The sequence below is a fragment of the Nonomuraea sp. NPDC052634 genome (genome assembly GCF_040678535.1).
Lineage (GTDB): Bacteria > Actinomycetota > Actinomycetes > Streptosporangiales > Streptosporangiaceae > Nonomuraea > Nonomuraea fastidiosa.
This window is the reverse complement of record NZ_JBFATY010000001.1, coordinates 2,829,792-2,851,091: the sequence shown is the minus strand read 5'-3', so window position 1 is coordinate 2,851,091 and position 21,300 is coordinate 2,829,792. Positions and strand designations below refer to the sequence as shown.

Annotated in this window: 17 protein-coding genes; 8 read left to right on the top strand and 9 right to left on the bottom strand. The window is 69.9% G+C overall.

The window, feature by feature from the left end:
• The 3 genes from AB0K67_RS12660 to AB0K67_RS12650 form a co-directional block, all read right to left on the bottom strand.
• On the bottom strand, nt 1-443 hold a 443-nt coding region (locus tag AB0K67_RS12660), incomplete at its 3' end, for a transposase (RefSeq protein ID WP_364057349.1).
• Nucleotides 444-736: 293 nt separating this feature from the next.
• Entirely contained in the window at nt 737-2,116 is a 1,380-nt protein-coding gene (locus AB0K67_RS12655; RefSeq protein WP_364057346.1) for a hypothetical protein, read from the bottom strand.
• 516 nt (nt 2,117-2,632) lie between these two features.
• A complete protein-coding gene (locus AB0K67_RS12650) occupies nt 2,633-3,988 on the bottom strand; it encodes a glucarate dehydratase family protein (protein ID WP_364057343.1) in 1,356 nt (451 codons plus the stop codon).
• A gap of 104 nt (nt 3,989-4,092) precedes the next feature.
• Here AB0K67_RS12650 and AB0K67_RS12645 point away from each other — a divergent pair, with 104 nt between their 5' ends.
• Nucleotides 4,093-5,565 (top strand): aldehyde dehydrogenase (NADP(+)), encoded by a 1,473-nt coding sequence (locus AB0K67_RS12645; RefSeq protein ID WP_364057340.1) that lies wholly within the window; start codon nt 4,093-4,095, stop codon nt 5,563-5,565.
• 412 nt (nt 5,566-5,977) lie between these two features.
• Here the strand turns inward: AB0K67_RS12645 and AB0K67_RS12640 are convergent, their stop codons facing one another.
• The 5 genes from AB0K67_RS12640 to AB0K67_RS12620 all read right to left on the bottom strand — a co-directional run bounded on the left by AB0K67_RS12640 (nt 5,978) and on the right by AB0K67_RS12620 (nt 10,275).
• On the bottom strand, nt 5,978-6,322 hold the full coding sequence (locus AB0K67_RS12640) for a hypothetical protein (protein WP_364057337.1): 345 nt from the start codon (nt 6,320-6,322) through the stop codon (nt 5,978-5,980).
• Between the two features lie 18 nt (nt 6,323-6,340).
• Nucleotides 6,341-7,111, bottom strand: coding sequence for an IclR family transcriptional regulator (locus AB0K67_RS12635; RefSeq protein ID WP_364057334.1), 771 nt, complete (start codon nt 7,109-7,111; stop codon nt 6,341-6,343).
• A gap of 67 nt (nt 7,112-7,178) precedes the next feature.
• Entirely contained in the window at nt 7,179-8,039 is an 861-nt protein-coding gene (locus AB0K67_RS12630) for a carbohydrate ABC transporter permease (protein WP_364057331.1), read from the bottom strand.
• Nucleotides 8,036-8,968 (bottom strand): sugar ABC transporter permease, encoded by a 933-nt coding sequence (locus tag AB0K67_RS12625; protein ID WP_364057328.1) that lies wholly within the window; start codon nt 8,966-8,968, stop codon nt 8,036-8,038. The genes AB0K67_RS12630 and AB0K67_RS12625 overlap by 4 nt, the downstream gene beginning before the upstream one ends.
• Nucleotides 8,965-10,275 (bottom strand): sugar ABC transporter substrate-binding protein, encoded by a 1,311-nt coding sequence (locus AB0K67_RS12620; RefSeq protein ID WP_364057325.1) that lies wholly within the window; start codon nt 10,273-10,275, stop codon nt 8,965-8,967. The genes AB0K67_RS12625 and AB0K67_RS12620 overlap by 4 nt, the downstream gene beginning before the upstream one ends.
• Nucleotides 10,276-10,410: 135 nt before the next feature.
• Here AB0K67_RS12620 and AB0K67_RS12615 point away from each other — a divergent pair, with 135 nt between their 5' ends.
• The 3 genes from AB0K67_RS12615 (at nt 10,411) to AB0K67_RS12605 (ending at nt 13,215) form a co-directional block, all read left to right on the top strand.
• The gene (locus AB0K67_RS12615) at nt 10,411-11,205 is read left to right on the top strand and encodes an NAD(P)-dependent oxidoreductase (protein WP_364057322.1); all 795 of its coding nucleotides are present in this window, start codon (nt 10,411-10,413) and stop codon (nt 11,203-11,205) included.
• Between the two features lie 112 nt (nt 11,206-11,317).
• A complete protein-coding gene (locus AB0K67_RS12610) occupies nt 11,318-12,280 on the top strand; it encodes a LacI family DNA-binding transcriptional regulator (RefSeq protein ID WP_364057319.1) in 963 nt (320 codons plus the stop codon).
• The gene (locus tag AB0K67_RS12605; RefSeq protein WP_364057316.1) at nt 12,277-13,215 is read left to right on the top strand and encodes an aldose epimerase family protein; all 939 of its coding nucleotides are present in this window, start codon (nt 12,277-12,279) and stop codon (nt 13,213-13,215) included. The genes AB0K67_RS12610 and AB0K67_RS12605 overlap by 4 nt, the downstream gene beginning before the upstream one ends.
• On the opposite strand, the gene AB0K67_RS12600 is transcribed toward AB0K67_RS12605, so the two are convergent.
• Complete coding sequence (locus AB0K67_RS12600; protein ID WP_364057313.1) at nt 13,212-15,662, bottom strand: SpoIIE family protein phosphatase; 2,451 nt, start codon at nt 15,660-15,662, stop codon at nt 13,212-13,214. The two genes, AB0K67_RS12605 and AB0K67_RS12600, sit on opposite strands and share 4 nt — an antisense overlap.
• 201 nt (nt 15,663-15,863) lie before the next feature.
• Here AB0K67_RS12600 and AB0K67_RS12595 point away from each other — a divergent pair, with 201 nt between their 5' ends.
• From AB0K67_RS12595 to pgsA, 4 genes are all read left to right on the top strand, one after another.
• Nucleotides 15,864-18,383 carry a DNA translocase FtsK 4TM domain-containing protein gene (locus AB0K67_RS12595; protein ID WP_364057310.1) on the top strand — a complete coding sequence of 840 codons (2,520 nt, stop codon included), beginning with the start codon at nt 15,864-15,866 and terminating at the stop codon, nt 18,381-18,383.
• A 106-nt stretch (nt 18,384-18,489) separates the two neighbouring features.
• Nucleotides 18,490-19,236, top strand: a complete 747-nt coding sequence (locus AB0K67_RS12590) for a RodZ domain-containing protein (protein ID WP_364057307.1) — start codon at nt 18,490-18,492, stop codon at nt 19,234-19,236.
• Between the two features lie 81 nt (nt 19,237-19,317).
• Nucleotides 19,318-20,727 carry a 30S ribosomal protein S12 methylthiotransferase RimO gene (gene rimO / locus AB0K67_RS12585; RefSeq protein ID WP_364057304.1) on the top strand — a complete coding sequence of 470 codons (1,410 nt, stop codon included), beginning with the start codon at nt 19,318-19,320 and terminating at the stop codon, nt 20,725-20,727.
• Complete coding sequence (pgsA, locus tag AB0K67_RS12580; RefSeq protein WP_364057301.1) at nt 20,724-21,299, top strand: CDP-diacylglycerol--glycerol-3-phosphate 3-phosphatidyltransferase; 576 nt, start codon at nt 20,724-20,726, stop codon at nt 21,297-21,299. Before rimO ends, pgsA begins: the two co-directional genes overlap by 4 nt.
• Nucleotide 21,300 lies beyond the last annotated feature (1 nt).

Here is a 21,300-nt window from a genome sequence, read left to right as displayed (position 1 = left end):
ACCTGCTCATCGAGCGTCTTGGCCATCTGCGAGACCTGGCTTTTGGAGATGTGCGTGATGCCGAGCTGCTCGATCAGCTTGTCGACCCGCCTTGTTGAGACGCCGAGCAGGTAGCTGGTGGCCACGACGCTGATCAGCGCCTGCTCGGCACGCCGCCTGCGTTCCAGCAGCCAGTCCGGAAAGTAGGAGCCCGACCGCAGTTTCGGGATGGCCAGCTCGATCGTGCCGGCCCGGGTGTCCCACTCACGCGCCCGGTAGCCGTTGCGCCGGTTGGTCCGCTTGGTACTGCGCCGGCCGTAGTCGGCTCCGCACAGGGTGTCGGCCTCGGCCGACATCAACGCCTCGGCCATGGTCTTCACCATGGATCGCAACATGTCGGGGTCGCCGGCTTGGATCTGCTGCGCCAGCCACTGCTCGGGCGTCACACTGTTGTCCGCGGCCATCACGTGTCCTCCTTCGATCTTGGACTAGCTACTCGAAGGATCACGCGATGGCCGTCACCATTTCACGGCGCCACGCCAGCTGACCAGGTCAAACTCGTACACCACTCCCGTGGACGCAACCACCAGGTCCTCCGGCCAGGGGCAGGCAGGTGCTCTGGCCAGGGGCGGGCAGGTGCTCTGGCCGGGGGCGGGCAGGTGTTCCGGTCAAGAGTGGGCAGGTGGGGTAGGCGGGTCTTCCGGTCAGGAGTGGGCGGGGGCAGGTTTTTCAGGCAGGGGTGTGCAAATTCTTCCGGTTAACGGCAGAGGTTCAGGGCTTTTGTGAGGGCCTGGAGGCGTTGAGGGCTGGCCAGGCCGGCGTGGTACAGGTGGAACTCTGTGGCTCCGGCCTTGCTGTACGTCCTGAGCTGGTCGGCCAGCACTTCCGCGTCGGCGGGGCGGGGTGGGAGGGCGAGGACGTAGGCGCCCACTCGCTGGGACGCGGTGGCGAGCTCGCCGAGGCGGGTCAGGCGGGCGGCGTCCGTGGCAGGGTCGCCCCAGCAATTGCCCACCAGGACGTCGACGTCCGGCTCACCCGCGGGGAGGGGAGCGAAGGCGCCGGTGGCCCACGGGTCGGGGTTGGCGTGCAGGGTGATGGGAACGTTCGGGGCGGTTCGCTTGGCCACGCTGATCAGGCGTTGGCGGAGGGTTGTGGTGAGAGCTGTGCGGATCTCCCGTACCTCGTCTGCCAGGTCGCCCAAAGCCTGGTCGACGGTCATCGGGCCGGTTGAGGGCTGCACGGCGGGCGTGGAGCCTGCCGAGTTTGCGGTGGTGTGGTCCTTCGCGGAGCTGGTGGTGATGCCGCTCGTGACAGGCGTTGCGGTGGTGCCCCTCGTGACGGATGTTGCGGTGGTGCGGTCTGGTGCGGAGCCCGTGGTGCTGTTGTCCGTTGCGGAGCCTGGCATGGTGCCGTCCGTTGCCGGGCCTGGCGTGGTGCCGTCTGCCGCGGGGCCTGGCGTGGTGTTGTCCGTTGCGGGGGCTGGGGTGGTGCGGTCTATGGCGTTGCGGATGACGGACCTTGCCGGCTCGGGGTAGCGGGGGGCGCAGTTCGTGCAGAAGCAGAGGGAAAGGAGGTCCGTGTCGGTGGGGGTCCAGTCGGCGCCGGAGGTCTTCTCGTGCACGCTCGTGTGGCCGAAGCCCATCGGGCCGCAGGCCTCCAGGATGAGGCCGTCCGGCTCGCCCAGGTTCAGGATCTCGCTGACCAGGTTTTCGCAGTACTCGATGACGTCCTCGTGCGACGGGCACAGCGCGTACGGGTACGCGTCGCCGAAGGCGTTGCGCACGACCAGGTCGGGGTGGGCGGCGCCGAGGTGGGAGTTATGGGTGAGGACGGTCCAGGCGTGCACCTGGAGGCCCACGCCCTTGAGTGCGTCCCTGGCCTGCAGGTAGGCGTCGGCAGGAGTCCAGGTGGGGGCGGCGGGCACCAGCCGGGACCAGGACGACGGGCGGATCGGGAGGTAGAAGGCCGGATACGGCACGTCCAGCACGCGATGTGCCGGGTGGTACGGCGTGGCCGCCCGCGTCGAGTGGTAGCTGGCCGCCAGCGCGACCGCCTCGACGCCCAGGTCGGCCAGGCGGCGCGGGGCCGACGGGTCACCGACCACGTCCCAGGGGTACAGGTAGGCGACGTTCACCACAGGGCTCTCCTTGCCGGAAGTGTCATAGCTGCTGGTCTTTTGGGTGTTGGTCTTCGTGGTCGTGGGTGGGTTCCCTCGACTCCGATGGTGGTTTCTGGCGGTCGGGGTTGCTGTGCGATTCGGCTTGTGGCTCGTTGGGGTGGGCGGTGGTGTTTCGGATCGGTCAGGGGTGGCCGGTGGTTTTTCCGGTCCGTCCGGTGATGGGCGGTGGTGCTTCGGTTCGGTCGGTGTTGGGCGGTGGTGTTTTGGCTCGGCTGGTGGTGGCCGGTGGTGTTTTGGTTCGGTCGGTGGTGGCCGGTGGTGTTTTGGCTCGGCTGGTGGTGGCCGGTGGTGTTTTGGCTCGGTCGGTGGTGGGTGGGGGAGTTTCGGCTCGGCTGTGGTTCGGTCGGTGGTGGGTGGTGGTGTTTCTGCCCTGTGGGCGGGGGCCTCTCCTTACTGAGCAGTCCCCTGTGGGGGTGGGTGCGTGGTGTCCGTGTTCTGAGGGGGTCCTACCTTCCCAGCCTGAGGTGGGTGGGGTTACCAGCGGGGGCGCTTGGCGGTGAAGGACGGGTCGAAGCGTCGCATATACGACGTGTCGTCCCGCTTCCTGATCCCGCACTTCTCGTACTGCTCGTTCATCACCGCCAGCGCGTCCCTGTCGAGTTCCACGCCGAGACCCGGGGCGGTGGGAACGGGGACGGCGCCGTTCTCGAAGCGCAGGGCGCCGGGCGCGACCACGTCCTGGCCGTCCTGCCAGGGGGTGTGCGTGTCGCAGGCGAACGTGAGGTTCGGCGTGGCGGCGGCCAGGTGCGTCATGGCGGCCAGGCTGATGCCGAGGTGGGAGTTGGAGTGCATCGACATGGACAGGCCGAAGGCGTCGCACATGGCGGCCACGTGCGAGGAGCGTACGAGACCACCCCAGTAGTGGTGGTCCAGGAGGAGGACGCCGATGGAGCGGGCGGCCATGGCGGGCGGGAAGTGTTCGGGGGCGACCACGCACATGTTGGTGGCGAGCGGCATGGGGACGGCGGCGGCGACCTCGCCCATGCCCTCGATGCCCGGCGTCGGGTCCTCCAGGTACTGGAGCGCGCCGTCGAGTTCGCGGCCCACGCGGATCGAGGTCTGCACCGTCCAGGCGGCGTTCGGGTCGAGGCGGAGCGGTACGCCGGGGAACGCCTCGTGCAGCGCCCTGATCGCGGAGATCTCCTGGTCGGGCGGGTAGACGCCGCCCTTGAGCTTGATGGACTGGAAGCCGTACTCGTCGATGAGCAGCTTCGCCTGCCGTACGATGCCCGCTTCGTCCAGGGCGGCGCCGAAGCGGTCCGGCTCCTCGCCCGGGTGGCCGGCCCACTTGTAGAAGAGGTACGCGCTGTACGGGACGGCGTCCCTGACCCGGCCGCCCAGCAGATCGCTCACCGGAACGCCGGCCGCCTTGCCGCGGATGTCGAGGCAGGCCACCTCGAAGGGGGAGAAGACGCGGTCGACCGTCTTCTCCTTCGTGGTCGCGCCGGCCGGCTTTTCGTTCGTGGCGCCCTCGGCTGACGTCGTCTCCTTCGTGGCGTCGCCGGTCGGTTTTCTCCTCGCCGCCGCATCGGTCTGCTCGTCGGACGGGCCGCCTCCATGGGCGGCCGGCGGTGCGCCGATGGTGGCGGCGACTCTGGCGTACATCTCGTTGAGCGCGTGGACGTCGAGCCCGACCAGAGCGTTCGCGCAGTCGCGTACCTTGGCGAGATGCCGCAGGTCACCGTACGTTTCGCCCAACCCGCTCAGGCCTTCGTCGGTGACGACCTCGACAATGGTACGGAGAGCCCACGGCTCGTGGACTCCGGCGGCGTTGAGGAGGGGCGGATCCCTGAAGGCGACGGGAGTTACATGGATCTGCCGAATGATCATTCGCTCGCCGTCCATATATGTGAACGATGGCCAGATTTGTGGACAAGTTGCCGCAACTGTAAGAATCAGGCTGAAGAAGTGTCAAGACTCCGAAGGGCCTTTCGATGATCTACGGACACGACCCCAGGACCGGCGAAACCGTGGGTGCCGCCCTGCCCGAGACCGACAGCGCCGGTGTCGACAGGATCGTTTCCGCTGCGGCCGCTGCCGGAGCGGCGTGGCGGGCGACTCCGGCCGCCGAGCGTGCCGTCGCGCTTGAAGCCGTCGCCGACGCGCTCTCCGCTCACGTTGACGAGCTGTGGCGGCTCGCCGACCAGGAGACCGCGCTCGGCGAGGGACGCCTGCGCGGCGAGGTCGCGCGTGCGGCAGGCCAGTTCAGGCTCTTCGCGGAGGTCATCAGGGACGGCGGCTACCTTGAGGCGATCATCGATCACGCCGACCCCTCGCTGACGCCGCCCCGGCCCGACGTGCGCCGGGTGAAGCAGGCGTTGCCGGGTGTGGTCGCGGTGTTCGCGGCGAGCAACTTCCCGTTCGCGTTCTCGGTGGCCGGTGGCGACACCGCCTCGGCGCTCGCGGCCGGTTGCGCCGTGGTCGTGAAGGCGCACCCCGGGCACCCCAACACCTCCGAGCGGGTCGCGAAGATCGTGCGCGAGGCACTGCCCAACCCCGACCTGCTCGGTCTGGTGCAGGGCATGCAGGCGGGCGTCGACCTGGTCAAGCACCCCAGCGTGGTAGCGGCCGGGTTCACCGGGTCGGTGGCCGGAGGCAAGGCCATCCAGAAGCTGATCGACGAGCGGGAGACGCCCATCCCGTTCTACGGCGAGCTGGGCAGCGTCAACCCCGTGGTCGTGCTGCCGTCGGCGCCGGCCAAGGAAGTGGCGACCGGGTTCGCCGCGTCCCTGACGCTCGGAGTCGGACAGTTCTGCACGAACCCCGGCCTGCTGTTCGTGCCCGAGGGCGACGAGCTGCGCAAGGCGATCGTCGAGGCCGTCGAGGGTACGACCGGCGGGCCCATGCTGGCCGAGCGCATCCGCGACAACTACCTGGGCGGCGTCGAGCGGCTGAGCCAGCTGCAGCTCCTGGCCGAGGGCAAGCCGGGGGAGGGGAGCTGGGCGGTCACGCCCAAGGTGTTCACCACCGACCTCGACACGTTCGCGGCCAAGCTGCCCGCCATCGGCGAGGAGTGCTTCGGCCCGGCGTCCATCGTGGTCACCTACCGCGACGTCGCCGACCTGCGGCCGGTGCTGGAGCGGCTCGACGGGTCGCTGACGGCGAGCGTGCACAGCACGGAGCCGCAGGAGGCCGCCGAGGTGGTCGAGGTCCTGGGCAGGAAGGCCGGGCGGCTCATCTGGAACGGCTGGCCGACCGGCGTCGCCGTCTGCTGGGCCATGCACCACGGCGGGCCCTGGCCGGCCGCCACCACGACCACCACGTCCGTCGGTGCGACCGCGATCGAGCGGTGGGTCGCGCCGACCGCGTACCAGGACTGGCCGGAGGAGCTGCTGCCCGACGAGCTCAAGGACGCCAACCCGCTGTCCATCCCGCGCCGGGTGGACGGCCGGCTCCAGGTGAGCTGACGTAGACAGGAGGGCTCGCCGAACGGGGATGAGGGTGCGTGGTCGCACCTCGACCCGGCTCGGCGGGCCTTTCGTCGTTTCCAGGCGTCGCCGGAGGGTGCTTTGTAGGCGTCGCCGGACGGCCGGACGGTGGGCAACGCGCGCCGCGAAGCGAGCGGCTACCGGTCAGCGGTCGGCCGGTGTGCGGGGGCGGGGGCCAACGAAGGGCGTGCGGGGTCAGGTGCCGGCTAAGGGCGTGCGGGGTCAGGTGCCGGCTAAGGGCGTGTGGGGTCAGGCGGGCGGTGAAGGGTGTGCGGGGTCAGGCGTGCGGTGAAGGGCGTGTGGGGTCAGGCGGGCGGTGAAGGGTGTGCGGGGTCAGGCGTGCGGTGAAGGGTGTGCGGGGTCAGGCGGGCGGTGAAGGGGGTGTCGGGGGTCAGGTGGTGGTGAGCTTCGGGCCGGTGGCAGGGCCGGTGACGAGGTAGGGCGGCATGAGCAGCAGGCCGTCGGCGCCCGCGGGGGGCGGCGGCGCGGGCCAGGGAACGCGCGGTGCGCAGCAGGCCGTCGGCTCCGGCGAAGACGGGGACGCGTCCCGCGGTGGCGGTGGCGACGACCCGCTGGTGCTCGCCGGAGTGAGGGCGCCGGTGCCGCAGGCGGCGAACACTCCTCCGGCTCCGGCGGCGACGCCGTCGGCCACGTGGCGGGCGAGTACGGATTCGGCGAGCCCGCCGTCGGGGCCGAACGGGGTCACGGGGAGGACGAGTACGCCGCCTGACCGCATCGACGGTCCTTCCCTGGGCTAGCGGATGCCCTCCCTGCGCAGGGTGGCAGCCAGCTTGCGGGTGTGTTTGATGATCGCTTCGGTGATCTGCTCGACCTCGGAGCGGGGCAGCCCTGCGGGCATGGAGCAGCTGATGGCGTCGGTGGCCGGGATGCGGTAGTCGACCGCGACGGCCACGCAGGCGACGCCGGGGGTGCCCTGCTCGCGCTCGTAGGCCCAGCCGCGGGTGCGGACCTGGTCGAGCTCGTCGGTGAGCTTGGTCAGGTCGGTGATGGTGTGCTCGGTGAGCGCGACCAGCGGCGAGGGGAGCAGGGCGACGACCTCGTCGTCGGTGAGCTGGGCCAGCAGCACCTGGCCGAGTGCGGTGACGTGGGCGGGCAGCCGGCGCCCGACGCGGGGGATGACGTGGTCGGCCTCGCGGGACTCGCGGGTGGCGAGGTAGAGGACGTGGGCGCCGTCACGCCGCGCGAAGTGCACGGTCTGCCCGATCTCGTCACGCAGGTCCTCCAGGCAGTCCTGGGCGAACGGCAGCGCGGGGTCCTTATCGAGGTAGGCGGTGCCGGTCAGCAGCGCGTGGGGCCCGATTCCGAAGGCGGATCTGGCGGAGTCGGTCTCCACCCAGTTGAGCTCGACGAGCGTGCGCATGAGAGCGTGCAGGCTGCTGCGCGGGAACCCGGTGCGCTGCTGCAGCTCCGAAAGCGTCAGGTGGTCGTGCGACTCGGCGAGCGTCTCCAGGATGCGTACGGTCCGCTCCGCGGACTTGACCAGCGGGGGCTGCTCCATGCTCATCCCATCTCGTATCCTTCGGTGGCTTCGAACATCCAGGATATTGGATGACGTCCAGATACATGGATGCCTAACCCTTGACCGCACCGCTGGTGAGACCGCGCATGAACTGCCGCTGGAAGGCGAGGAACGCGATGATCGACGGCAGCAGCGCCAGCAACGACGCCGCGAGCAGCACGCCGATGCCGACCTCCTCGTCCGAGCGGAGTGAGCGTAGCGCGATGGGCAGGGTCCACATGTCCGACTCCGGCGCCACGATGAGCGGGAGCAGGTATTGGTCCCAGATCATGGTGAACCCGAACACGCCGATCACCCCGAGCGCCGGGCGGCACAGCGGCACGATGATCGTCGCGAAGATGCGCAGCTCGCCGGCCCCGTCGATGCGCGCGGCCTCCTCCAGCTCCACCGGCACCTCCTTCATGAACTCGGTCATGACGAGGATGGAGAAGCCCCAGGCGCCGACGGGCAGGATCATCCCGGCGTAGGTGCCGATGAGGTTGACGTTCAGCAGCGGCATGTCGGCCAGGACGAGCGAGAGCGGGATCGCGATGATCTCCTCGGGGAGCATCATCGTGGTCAGCATGAGCAGCATCACGAACGTCATGCCGCGGAACTTCTTGCGCGCCAGCGAGTACGCCGCGAAGACGCTCACCAGCATCTGCAGCAGCAGCCCGAAGCCGACGACGATGAAGGAGTTCAGCAGGTAGAGGTAGACGTTCTTGTCCTTGGCCTGGATGAAGTTCTCCAGCGTGAACTCGTCCGGCCACAGGGAGAAGGAGGTGGGGTCGAGGGTCTTGCTGAACGCGCTCATCAGCAGCCCGACCAGCGGCCCGGTGAACACGATCACCATGGCGCCGTAGATGATGACCTTGGCCAGGCGGGCTAGCGGCCCCCGCCGGGCCTCCAGCCCCAGCGCGCTGTCGAACGTCATGATGCGGCCTGCCTTCTGCGCAGCATCTGCACGATCAGGGTGAGCACCAGCGTGGCGACGAACAGCACGATCCCGCCCGCCGAGGCGACGCCCAGCTCGTTCTTCTGGAAGCCGAGCTTGTAGATCAACGTCATCAGCACCTCCGACGAGCCGTTCGGGCCGCCGTTGGTGAGCACGTACACCTCGACGAAGACCCGCAGCCCGCGGATGGCGGCGAGGGTGAACAGGATCCAGAACACCGGCCGCAGCGCCGGCAGCGTGATGTGGCGCAGCCGCCGCCAGGTGGAGGCGCCGTCCACGGCGGCCGCCTCGTACAGTGCGCGGTCCACGCCGACCAGCCCGGCCAGGAAGATCATCATGTCGTACGGGGTCCCGCGCCAGATGCTCATCAGCATGATCGACCACAGCGAGGAGTTCTCGCTGGCCAGCCAGGGCTGGGGGTCGATGCCGGCCCAGCCGATGATGGTGTTGAGCATGCCGCTGTCGGCGGGGTGGAACATGATGCGCCAGACCTCGGCCACGGCCGCCATCGTGGTGACGACCGGCAGGAAGGCCGCGGTCCTGACGAACCACAGGTAGCGGGCGGGCCCCTCGATGAGCAGCGCCAGGCACAGGCCGAGCACGATGGAGCCGATCGTGGTGCCGAGCGCCAGCACCACGCTGTGCCAGATGGCCGAGGCGAACTCGTCGTCGGTGACGATGGTCTCGTAGTTCTTCAGGCCGACCCACTCGTCGCCGAGGAAGGTCTGCACCTTGAACAGGCTCTTCCACAGCCCCACGAACATGGGGATGAACTTGAAGTACAGGAAGAGCAGCAGCGCGGGCGCCAGGAACAGCCAGGCGATCAGCGGCCCTCGCCAGCGCACCGCTCGGGTGGGGCCGGCAGGGGACGCCGTCCGGCCGCGCGCCGGGGTGAGCGTGGAGGTCATGAGGCGTTCTGGCTCTGCAGTTCCTGGGTGAGCTTGGTGTTGAGCTCATCCATGGCCGTCTTGACGTCGGCCGAGCAGTCAGCCCACACGGCGTTCATGGCGTCCGCCGAGGTCTGGCGGATCGGCGCCCAGTTGGGCACCGGCGGGGCGTAGACCGCGTGCTCGTACGACTCCTGGAACACCTTCCAGCGCGGATCCTGACGCTCGGCGGACATGTCCACGGTGGTGTTCACCGGCAGGCGGACGATGGCGCCGTTGGCGTCCTTGTTCATGCCGATGCGCTGGCCTTCGGGGGAGATGGCGAACTCGGCGAACTTCTTCTGGCCCTCCGGGTTCTCGGAGCCGGCCATCATGTAGACGTTCTCGCCCTCGCCGAGCGTGCCGGGGCCGCCCGACGGGCCCTTCGGCACGGGCAGCACCTCGATCTTGTCGGAGCCGATGCTGTTGACGAACCGCGCCAGCACGTACGGGCCGACCAGGTAGATCCCGCCCTGCCCCTTCTCGAAGACCTCGTGGGTGACGGTCGTGTCGTTGCTGACGGCGCCGGGGTTGACGGTCTTGGTCTTGCAGAACTGGTCCTGCAGGTATTGCACGGCCTCGACGGTCTTGGGGTCGTTGACGGTGGCGGCGTACTTGCCGTTGCCCGTGGCGGTCACGAAGTCGCCGCCGTTGGCGTAGATGAGGGAGGAGGCGTACCAGGAGGCGTAGCCGCGCTTGGTGCCCGCGGGGGCGACGAAGCCGGAGGTGTCCTTCTCGCCGTTGCCGTCGGGGTCCCGCTCGGTGAAGGCGACGGCGAGTTTCGTCAGGTCGTCCCAGGTCGTGGGCGGTTCCAAGCCGACCTTCTCACGCCAGTCCTTACGTACGATCAAGGCGAACGACTGGGCGGAGAACGGCGCGGCGTAATACTTGCCGTCGCTGCCCATGGCGGCCTTCCACGCGGTTTCTGCGAGCTGGTCGGCGCCCGCGAGGCCGGCTTTGTCGACCGGCTGGATCCAGCCCTGTGACACCATGTTTCCGAGTTGCGCGGTGTCGTTGATCACGATGTCGGGAAGGCGGCGCTGCGCGGCCTGCTGATTCAGTTTGGTCTCGAAGTCATCGAAAAGCGCGACGACTTTCGTCGGCACCCCGCTGGCCTTGGTAAAAGCGTCGGCCAGCTTCTTGGCGGTCTTGGCGGAGTCGGAATCGGGCGGCTGCCTGATCCAGATCTCCAAAGTGTTGCCCGAACCTGACGAATCCCCGGAACCGCAGCCTGTCAGTCCTGCGGCGAGGGTCGCGGCCAGCGCGACCCCCAGCAAACGACGTGACATCAGACCGCCTCCTGTTCACATACGTGGACGCGAGTCGTGCACTTGAATGTTTGTCTGTGAACGTAACCGTGGCATGGCTCACGGTCAACATTCAAGGATGTGAATTTGCATCAGAATCGTGTACACCATGGAGTCATGCGCATTCTCATGACGGGAGCCGCGGGAAAGGTCGGGAAGCTGCTCCGGCCCCGGCTCGCCCGCGAAGGTCGTACGCTGCGGCTTTCCGATATTCATCCGGTGGAGCCGGGTCCCGGCGAAGAATGGGTGACGGCCGATCTCGCCGATCCCGGCGCCGTGGCCGAGGCCATGAAGGGCGTGGACGCGGTGCTGCACCTCGGCGGTCAGAGCAGGGAGCACCCCTGGGCCGACATCGTGCGTGCCAACATCGATGGTACGCAGGTGCTGCTGGAAGCGGCACGCGCGGAGGGCGTCCAGCACCTCGTCCTCATGGGCAGCCACCACGCCGCGGGCTTCCACACCCGCCCGAAGGACGGCGCGGACCTGCCCGACTACGCCTTCCCGCGCCCCGACACCTTCTACGGCGTGAGCAAGGTCGTCATGGAGGCGCTCGGCAGCCTCTATCACGACCGCTTCGGCATGCACATCACCGTCATCCGCCTCGGCACCTGCAACGAGGGCCCCGTCGACACCCGCGGCCTGGCGACCTGGATCTCTCCCGACGACCTGACCCGGCTCGTCGAGGCCGGCCTGACCGCCGAGGGCTACCACGTCGTCTGGGGCGTCTCCGACAGCCCGCGCCGCTGGTGGTCGCTTGAGGAGGCCAAGGCCATCGGGTACGTCTCGCGCGACTCCTCCGAGCAGTTCGCCCCCGCGCTCATCGCCGAGCAGGGCGAGCCCGACCTCAGCGACCCGGTGCACGACCGCGCCGGCGGTATCTTCACCCTCAACGAGCTCGGCGGGAAGTGGTGAACCCGGCGTGACAACGCGCCGCCCGTTGTAGCAACCGGTTGCACAAACCTTGACGCCGTTATCCGGCAAGGCCAGGGTTTACAGTGGCAACCGTTTGCAAGGGAGGACGGCGATGGCGGCGACGATCAAGGACGTGGCCCGTGCCTGCGGCGTACACGTGTCCACCGTGTCGCGCACCTTCTCCGCGCCGCACCTGGTCAACCCCGCCACCAGGAGCCGCGTGCTGGCGGCGGCCGACGACCTCGGCTACCGGCCCAACCGGGCGGCCAGGGCGCTCACCACCGGCCGCACGTTCAACATGGGCCTCATCGTGGCCGACATCGCCAACCCGTTCTTCCCGCCGCTCATCAAGGCCGCGCAGGCGCAGGCCAGAGGGCGCGACTACCACGTGTTCGTGGCCGACACCGACGAGGACCCGCGCGTGGAGGAGGAGCTGATCAGGACGTTCACCAAGCAGGTGGACGGCGTCCTGCTGTGCAGCCCCCGCCTGTCGAACAAGATGATCGAGCGCCTGGCCGAGGACGTGCCGTTCGTGGTGATCAACCGGCGCATCAAGGGCATGCCCGCCGTGCTCATGAACGTCGCCCAGGGCGCCAAGCTCGCGCTTGAGCACCTGGCCGGGCTCGGCCACCGCAGGATCGCGCTCGTCTCCGGCCCGATCGGCTCCTGGACCAGCAACGAGATGCAGGGCGTGGCCGCCGAGACCCCCGGGCTGGACCTGATCTTCTTCGGCCCCAACCAGCCGACCGAGGCGGGCGGGCTGTCCGTGGCACCCGAGGTGGCGGCCTGCGGCGCCACCGCCGTGCTGGCCTACAACGACCTCGTGGCGCTCGGCCTCATCGAGGGCCTGGCCGCGATGGAGATCGGGGTGCCGGACCAGATAAGCGTGATCGGATTCGACGACATCCTGCCCGGGCGGCTCAACCGCCCCAAGCTGACCACGGTCGCGATGCCGGCCGTGCAGGCGGGCAGAATGGCGGTCGATCTGCTCCTGCAGTCGGGGGGCGAGGGCGCGACGGTGACCCTCGACACCGCCCTCATTGTCCGCGAGTCCACGGGAAGGGCACAGAAATGATCTTCGGAACGCTGCCGTCTGGCCGGCAGGTCGAGCAGGTGGAGCTGTCGTCGGGGCGGCTGCGCGCCGAGGTGCTCACGTACGGCGCCATCGTGCGCACGCTGGAGGTCTCGGGCCGCAACGTCGTGCTCGGGCTCGACACGCTCGACGACTACCGCACCCGCAGCCGCTACTTCGGCGCCGTCGTCGGCCGTTACGGCAACCGCATCGCCGGCGGCCGCTTCACCCTCGACGGCACCGAATACCGGCTGCCCGTCAACAACGGCCCGAACAGCCTGCACGGAGGCACCGAGGGCTTCGACAGCAAGGTGTGGACGATCGCCGACCGCGGCGACGCGTCGGTGACGCTGACGCTCGTCAGCCCCGACGGCGACCAGGGTTACCCGGGCACGCTGACCGCGTCGGTGACGTACACGCTGGAGGACGACGCGCTGCGCATCGACTACACCGCCGAGACCGACGCGCCGACCGTGGTCAACCTGACCAACCACTCGTACTTCAACCTCAAGGGCGTGGGCGAGGGCGACATCCTCGACCACGTCATCCGCATGGAGGCCGACCACTACCTGCCGGTGGACGCCGACAAGATCCCCACGGGCGAGCTGGCGCCGGTCAAGGGCACGCCGTTCGACTTCACCGAGCCGCACACCGTGGGCGAGCGCTATGACGGCGCCTACGACCACTGCTTCGTGCTCAACGGCGGCATCACGGTCGCCGCCGGCGGCCTGACCATGGAGGTCACCACCACCGAGCCGGGCGTGCAGTTCTACGCGGGAAGCATGCTCGACGGGGTCGAGACGCCGTACGGGCCGTTCGCCGGGCTGTGCCTGGAGACCCAGCACTTCCCCGACTCGCCGAACCAGCCGCAGTTCCCCTCCACGGTGTTGCGGCCGGGCGAGCGCCGCACCTCCACCACCACTTACCGCTTCATCTAGCCCGCGTCGCGGGGCAGGGCGGCGGCGGCCCTGATCACCAGCAGGGCCACGTCGTCCTGCGACGGCTCGGGTGCGAACGTCTCGACGGCGTGCCGCACCCGCTCGGCCACGCCGTGCGCGCTCAGCCCCGTGCAGCCCGACAGCAGCGCGGCCAGGCCGTCGTCATCGTCGAGCAGCCGGTCGCCGTTGCGCCGCTCGGTCACCCCGTCGGTGACGCACAGCAGCACCTCCTCGGGCGCCAGCTCGAACGTCTCCACGTGGAAGCGGGCGCCCGCCTCGATGCCGAGCAGAAGCTGCGGGGTCGCCATCGCGCTGACCTCGCCGTCCGGCCGCAGCCGCAGCGGCGGCGGGTGACCGGCCGAGGCGATCGTGCACAGCGCGCCGCCCTGCGGCAGCGGCGTCAGCTCGCCGTACAGCAGGCTGAGGAACCTGCCCTCGTCGCCCTCCTCGAGCAGCGCGTTGTTGAGCCGGTCGAGGATGTCGGCCACCGTGTAGTGCTCCTTGGCGAGCAGGCGTACGGCGTGCCTGGCCAGCCCGGTCACCGCGGCCGCCTCGGGGCCGCTGCCGCACACGTCGCCCAGCGCGAAGCACCAGTGGTCGCCGACCGTGAACAGGTCGTAGAAGTCGCCGCCGACGTCGGCGCCCTCCTCGGCGGGCTCGTAGACCACCGCCGACTCCAGGCCGGGCACGGGTGCCACCCGCATCGGCAGCAGGCTGCGCTGCAGCACGCGCGAAGTGGTGGCCTGGCGGGCGTAGAGCATCGCGGTGTGCAGGTTGAGCGAGACCAGCCGGCACAGGTCCGACAGCAGGTCGGCCAGCTCCAGCGGCAGCGTCGGCTCGCTGCGGCCGATCACCAGCGTGCCGTACGACCTGCCCTGCGTGAGCAGCGGGAACGCCAGCACGTTCTCCTCGCCGATCGGCCAGGAGTCCTCATCCAGCGCCGTGCGGGGGATGGCGGGCAGCGACGCGCGCAGCTCGGCGTTGTTGCGCTCGTCGCTGTGCCAGACGTGCGCCAGCCTGGTCATCCCGGTCAGGTCGGTGAGATAGACGGCCGCCCACGTGGCGATCTTGGGCACCACGAGCTGCGCGGTCAGCGCCGCGATCAGCTCCTCGTCTTGCACGCCCGCCAGCAGCTCGCCCGCCTCGGCCAGGAACGACAGCCGCCCCCGATGCGCCCTGTCCTGCTCGGCCAGCCGGGCCCGCTGCACCGGGGCGGACACCTGGGCCGCGACGTGCTCAAGGCTCAGCGTCAGATCCCGGTCGAACCGGCCGGGCCCGGCCGCGGTCGCCACCAGGTAGCCGATCACCTCGTCGCCCGCCAGCAGCGGCGCGCACGCCATCGACCTGGCCTTGAGCCGGTCGGCCAGCTCGACGTCGCCGGCCAGCAGATCGTCCGACAGCACCGGCGTCCTGCGCTCGGGCCCGAACATCCCTGAGGGCAGCGCCCCGACCAGGCCCGCCGTCCCGCCCGCGCCCGCCGCCACCCCGAACCTGTCGCCGCCCTCGGCGGGCAGCAGCACGTACGCCGCGTCGCCGCCGCTCGACACGTGGACGATCCGCGCGACCGTCTCCAGCAGCTCGGCGAACGGCATGTCCCGGTCGAGCAGCTCCTTGATCCGCCGGCCCGCCTCACCGCGCATCGGCGCCGCGGGCGGCATCAGCACGGTGCGGTGCTCGGCGGGCACCACCATCCAGATCGACCTGCGCTCACCGGTGTGGCCGTGGGTGCGCAGCTGGGAGACGTAGACGGGGACGAGCCCGCCGTCGCGGTGGCGCATGCGCGCCTCGCCGCGCCACCGGCACAGCGCCAGCGTGTCGATCAGCGACAGCGCGTACGGCCCGTGGCCCTGCCAGGCCACTACATCCTTCAGCGACCGGCCCACCACGTCGTCGGCCCGCCAGCCGAGCAGCCGCTCCGCCTCGGAGTTCCAGGACTCCACCACGCCGTCGAGATCGGCCACCAGCACGCCCACGCGCAGCGTCTCCAGCGGCACCGCGGACGGCGCGCCCGGCGCCTGGGCGGCAGGCTCGTGCGGCTCGTAGCCGTCGCCGATCTCCATGCGCACCCAGACCCGCTTGGCGCGCTGGGTGTAGGTGACGCCCCACGCGTCGGCCAGCATGCCGGCCAGCGCCAGGCCGCGCCCGGAGGCCGCCTCGCCGGACGGCAGGCCCGCGGCGGGCGGGATCGCGCGGGCGGGATGGTGGTCGTCGACCTCGATCTCGAGCCTGGCCGGCGTCGCCCCCACGTCGAGCCGGCAGGTCAGCTCGACGCCGGTGCCCGCGTGCACCACGGCGTTGGTGACGAGCTCGCTGGTCAGCAGGATGGCGTCCTCGGTGAGATGGCTCAGGCGCCACTCGCCGAGCACCTGGCGGACGAACTTGCGCGCGTGCGCCGGTGCCTGCGGAGTGCCGTCGAAGGCCGTGCTCGACACTCTGGTCGTGTCCACTCTGCCGTCCTAGAACATCACTCGATGTGTCAGTTCGGTCACTCTCAGAGTGGCAGACTGATGCCGTTGATACCTCCGGTTGTGAAAAGGCCGCCATGATCGCCTTCGGGCAGGTGGGCGGTCACCTTTCGGGCGTCCGCGTGTCAGGACACCGGCGAGCCTACGCGCGTACCGGGGTGTCTCCGTCGTACCTTTGGCATCATGGCCACCCGTACGCCGAAAAGCGCATCGAAGGGGCCGGCGAAGCGGTCGACCTCGTCTCGCTCGACCCCCGCCAAGCGCGGGGCGACGCCGGCGGGACGGCCCAGGGCGAAGGGATCCGCGTCCGGCCGTAAACCCCCGGTGACCCACCCCGATCCGATCACGTGGGTGTTCACCATGCTCGGCAAGCTGGTCGTGGGCCTGTGGATGCTGTTCGCCAACGGCATCGGCAGCGCGGCGCGGGCGGTCGGCAAGAACGCCCGCGAGCTCGACCCGGCGCATCGGCGTGACGGCGTGGGGCTGACCGTGCTCGCGGGCGCGATCGTGCTCGCGGCCATGACCTGGCGCACCTCCGACGGCGCGGTGGCCGGGGCGGTCAACGCGGCCGTGCGCGGCATCTTCGGCTCGCTGGCCTGGGTGCTGCCGCTGCTGCTCGGCCTGCTGGCCTGGCGCTACCTGCGCCATCCCGACCAGAACGCCGACACCGGCCGCATGGTGATCGGCTGGGCCGCGCTGCTGGTCGGCGTGCTCGGCGTCATCCACGTCTCCAACGGCACCCCCTACCCGGCCGGCGAGGGCCAGGGCATGGACAAGGTGTCGGCGGCCGGCGGCATGATCGGGTTCCTGGTGTCCGCGCCGCCCATGAGCATCCTCCCCGCGTGGGTGACGATCCCGCTGCTGCTGCTCCTGTCCGGGTTCGGGGTGCTGGTGATCACCGCGACGCCCGTCCACCGCATCCCCGAACGGCTGGCCGAGCTCAAGCACCTGCTGTTCGAGCGGCAGGCGGAGCCGGCGACGCCGAAGCCGCAGCCCAAGAAGCGGGTCAGGACGAAGAAGCCGGACGACGGCGACGGCGGCGAGAGCGGCGACGGCATCAAGCCGTACGACACGCCGGTGCTGGCCGAGAAGGACAAGCGCACCGACCACTCGCCGGAGATCGTGCCCGGGTTGACCGGCGAGGAGGACAAGCCCGCTCCCGAGGCCGAGAGGCGTCCTGAGCCGCCGCTGCCCACGCCCGCGCCCCGCAAGGTGGAGCAGCTCGTGCTGTCGCCCCAGGCGGGCCCCTACGTCCTTCCCGACCTGTCCTACCTCAAGCCGGGCACCCCGCCGAAGCCGCAGACCAAGGCCAACACGCAGGTGGTCAACGCGCTGACCAGCGTGCTGGAGCAGTTCGGCATCGACGCGCAGGTCATCGGGTTCACCCGGGGCCCGACGGTGACGCGCTACGAGATCGAGCTGGGGCCCGCGGTCAAGGTGGAGAAGGTCACGGCGCTCACAAAGAACATCGCGTACGCCGTCAAGTCCGCCGACGTCCGGATTTTGTCGCCTATCCCCGGCAAGTCGGCCATCGGGGTCGAGATCCCGAACGCCGACAAGGACCTCGTGGCGCTCGGCGACGTGCTGCGCTCCCAGGTGGCGCAGGCCGACCACCACCCGATGATCGTCGGCCTGGGCAAAGACGTCGAGGGCCGCACCATCGTGGCGAACCTCGCCAAGATGCCCCACCTGCTCATCGCGGGTGCCACCGGCGCCGGTAAGTCCGTCTGCGTCAACGGCCTGATCACCAGCATCCTCATGCGCGCCACCCCCGACGAGGTGCGCATGGTGCTGGTCGACCCCAAGCGGGTCGAGCTCAGCGTGTACGAGGGCATCCCCCACCTCATCACCCCCATCATCACCAACCCGAAGAAGGCCGCCGAGGCCCTCGAATGGGTGGTGGGGGAGATGGACCGGCGCTACGACGACCTGGCGGCGTCGGGCTTCAGGCACGTGGACGAGTTCAATAAGGCCGTGCGTGCGGGCAAGCTGCAGCCGCCGCCCGGCAGCGAGCGCGTCTACCAGCCGTACCCGTACCTGCTGGTCATCGTGGACGAGCTGGCCGACCTGATGATGGTCGCGCCGCGCGACGTCGAGGACTCGATCGTGCGCATCACGCAGCTCGCCCGCGCGGCCGGCATCCACCTCGTGATCGCCACCCAGCGGCCGTCGGTCGACGTGGTCACCGGCCTGATCAAGGCCAACGTGCCGTCGCGGCTGGCGTTCGCGGTGTCCTCGCTGACCGACTCCCGGGTCATCCTCGACCAGCCGGGCGCCGACAAGCTGGTCGGGCAGGGTGACGCGCTCTTCCTGCCGATGGGCGCGAGCAAGCCGATCCGCATCCAGAACGCGTTCGTCTCCGAGAAGGAGATCTCCGAGGTCGTCAAGCACTGCAAGGAGCAAATGCAGGTCGAATACCGCGAGGACGTCACGGCGGCCCCCGTCAAGAAGGAGATCGACGAGGACATCGGCGACGACCTCGACCTGCTCATCCAGGCCGCCGAGCTGATCGTGACCACGCAGTTCGGCTCGACCTCGATGCTCCAGCGCAAGCTGCGGGTCGGCTTCGCCAAGGCCGGGCGCCTGATGGACCTGCTGGAGAGCCGCGGCGTGGTCGGCCCGAGCGAGGGCTCGAAGGCCCGCGAGGTGCTCCTGAAGCCCGACGACCTCCCCGGTTTGCTGGCAAGCCTGCGTGGCGAATGACCCCAATGCGTGCTTGCACGGCGATAACTGATTGAATATCTCCTACCACGAAGAGTAGTCGGTGTGGTGGGGGGCGTTCGCTGTGCAGGAGCAGAGCATCGGGGCCATGCTGGCGGCAGCCAGGCAGTCGGCAGGGCTGACGGTCGCGCAGGTCAGTGCGGCGACCAGGATTCGCGAGGCGATCATCCATGGCATGGAGCGGGACGAGTACGGCGACTGCGGAGGTGCCTTCTACGCCAGAGGGCACGTCAGGGCGTACGCCAAGGCCGTGGGGCTCGACCCCGAGGCCATCGTCCATCTCTATGACCAGCAGCACGGCGGGGCTCCGCAGCCCATGCCGGCGTCGTCGGTCTTCCAGGCCGACCGCAAGATCAACCTGCCGGAGCGGCGGGGGCCCAACTGGACGATGGCGCTCGGGTTCGCGCTGGCGATCGTGGTGGTCTTCGGCATGATGCGGGTGCTGGGAGGGGGCGGCGACCAGGTCCGTACGGGCGACATGCGCGCCGCGTCGGCCCGGCCGAGCGTCCCGCCCAACACCCCGCTCACCGAGACGCCGAGGCCGTCGCCGTCGAACGCGGCGGCCAAGAACGCCAAGAACATGGTCACGGTGCGTATCAAGGCCAAGCGGTCGTCGTACGTCAACGTGCACGACGCCGAGGGGCGCAAGCTCTTCGCCGGCACGCTCAAGGCGGGCAAGACCTCGACCTGGCGGGCGCCGAACAAGGTCAACGTGCTGCTGGCCGACGCAGGAGCGGTGACGCTGCACGTCAACGGCAAGAAGGTGAAGGGTCTCGGTGGCCGGGGAGAGGTCGTGCGGCGCTCGTTCGGGCCGCAGAAACCCCAGTCGAGATAGCCGTCACAGGGCCCTCTGGGGCGGCCGGCGGGGAGCCAGTGCATCGGGTGGTGGCCAACTCCCGATACCGTAGTGTTCACCATGTCATCCCGCCGAACCGCATCGCTGATCACTCTGGGCTGCGCACGCAACGAGGTCGACTCCGAGGAGCTGGCCGCGCGACTCGAGGCTGCCGGCTGGCAGCTCGACGACGACGACCCCGAGGTCGTCGTCGTCAACACGTGTGGCTTCATCGAGTCGGCCAAGAAAGACTCGATCGACACGCTCCTCGCCGCCGCCGACTCCGGCGCCAAGGTGGTCGCCGCGGGCTGCATGGCCGAGCGTTACGGCAACGAGCTGGCCGAGGCGCTGCCCGAGGCGAGCGCGGTCATCTCGTTCGACGACTATGCCGAGATCGGCGATCGGCTCGACGACGTGGTGGCGGGCCGGCCGCTCAAGCCGCATACGCCGCGTGACCGCCGCACGCTGCTGCCCATCACGCCGGTCGAGCGGGCCGCGGCCCCCAGGACCGCCATCCCCGGCCACGGCGAGCTGCCCGAGGGCCTGGCGCCGGCCAGCGGGCCGCGCGTGCTGCGCAAGCGGCTCGACGAGAGCCCGGTGGCCTCGCTCAAGCTGGCCTCCGGCTGCGACCGGCGCTGCACGTTCTGCGCCATCCCGGCCTTCCGCGGCTCCTACGTCTCGCGCCGGCCGGACGAGCTGCTGGCCGAGGCCGACTGGCTGGCCCACAGGGGCGTGCGCGAGCTCGTCCTGGTCAGCGAGAACTCCACGTCCTACGGCAAGGACCTGGGCGACCTCAGGTCGCTGGAGAAGCTGCTGCCGAAGCTCGCCGCCGTCGAAGGCATCGAGCGGGTGCGGGTCAGCTACCTCCAGCCGGCCGAGCTGCGTCCCGGCCTGATCGACGTGATCACCGGCACCGACGGCGTGGCCCCCTACTTCGACCTGTCCTTCCAGCACGCCAGCGGCACCGTCCTGCGCAGGATGCGCCGCTTCGGCGACCCCGAGCGCTTCCTCGGCCTGCTGGAGAGCATCCGCGAGCGCGCTCCCGAGGCGGGCGTGCGCTCCAACTTCATCGTGGGCTTCCCCGGCGAGACGGAGGAGGAGTTCGCCGACCTGGTGCGCTTCCTCGAGGAGGCCAGGCTCGACGTGATCGGCGTGTTCGGCTACTCCGACGAAGACGGCACCGAGGCGGCGAACCTGCCGGGCAAGCTCGACCAGGAGGTCATCGACGAGCGCGTGCGCGTGCTCACCGAGCTGGCCGAAGAGCTGACCGCCCAGCGCGCGGAGGAGCGCATCGGCACCGAGCTCGACGTGCTGATCGAGGAAGACCTGGGCGACGGCGGCTACGAAGGCAGGGCCGCGCACCAGGGGCCCGAGGTCGACGGCTCGGTCACCGTTCAGGGCATCGGCCTGGTCAGAGGGCAGATCGTCCGCGCGGTCGCGGTCGACGCCGAGGGCGTCGACCTGATCGCGCGCATCAAGGCCGGTCCATGAAAAGGGACGAGCGCCGGGTGGTCAGCCCGTGGAACATCGCCAACGTCCTCACGGTCCTCCGGTTGGCGCTCGTCCCCTTCTTTGTCGTCTGTCTCTTCATGCCTGGCACGGGCTGGCGGGTGGCCGCGCTGGCCGTCTTCGCGGTGGCCTCGATCACCGACCACCTCGACGGCGAGCTGGCCAGGCGCTACGGCCTCATCACCGACTTCGGCAAGATCGCCGACCCGATCGCCGACAAGGCGCTCACCGGAGCGGCGCTGATCTGCCTGTCGATCCTGCAGGAGCTGCCCTGGTGGGTCACGCTCGTCATCCTCGGCAGGGAGCTGGGCATCACCGCGCTCAGGTTCGTGCTGCTGCGGCATGCGGTCATCCCGGCCAGCTACGGCGGCAAGGTCAAGACCGTGCTGCAGATCGCGGCCATCGTGCTGTATCTGCTGCCGTTCGTGCCTGATCCCGTACGGTGGGCGGTGATGGGCGCGGCCGTGGTGGTCACCGTGGGCACGGGCATCGACTATGTCGTCCGGGCCGTCCGGCTGCGTAAAGTGGCCAAGCGGGCGCGTGAGGGGCAGTGAA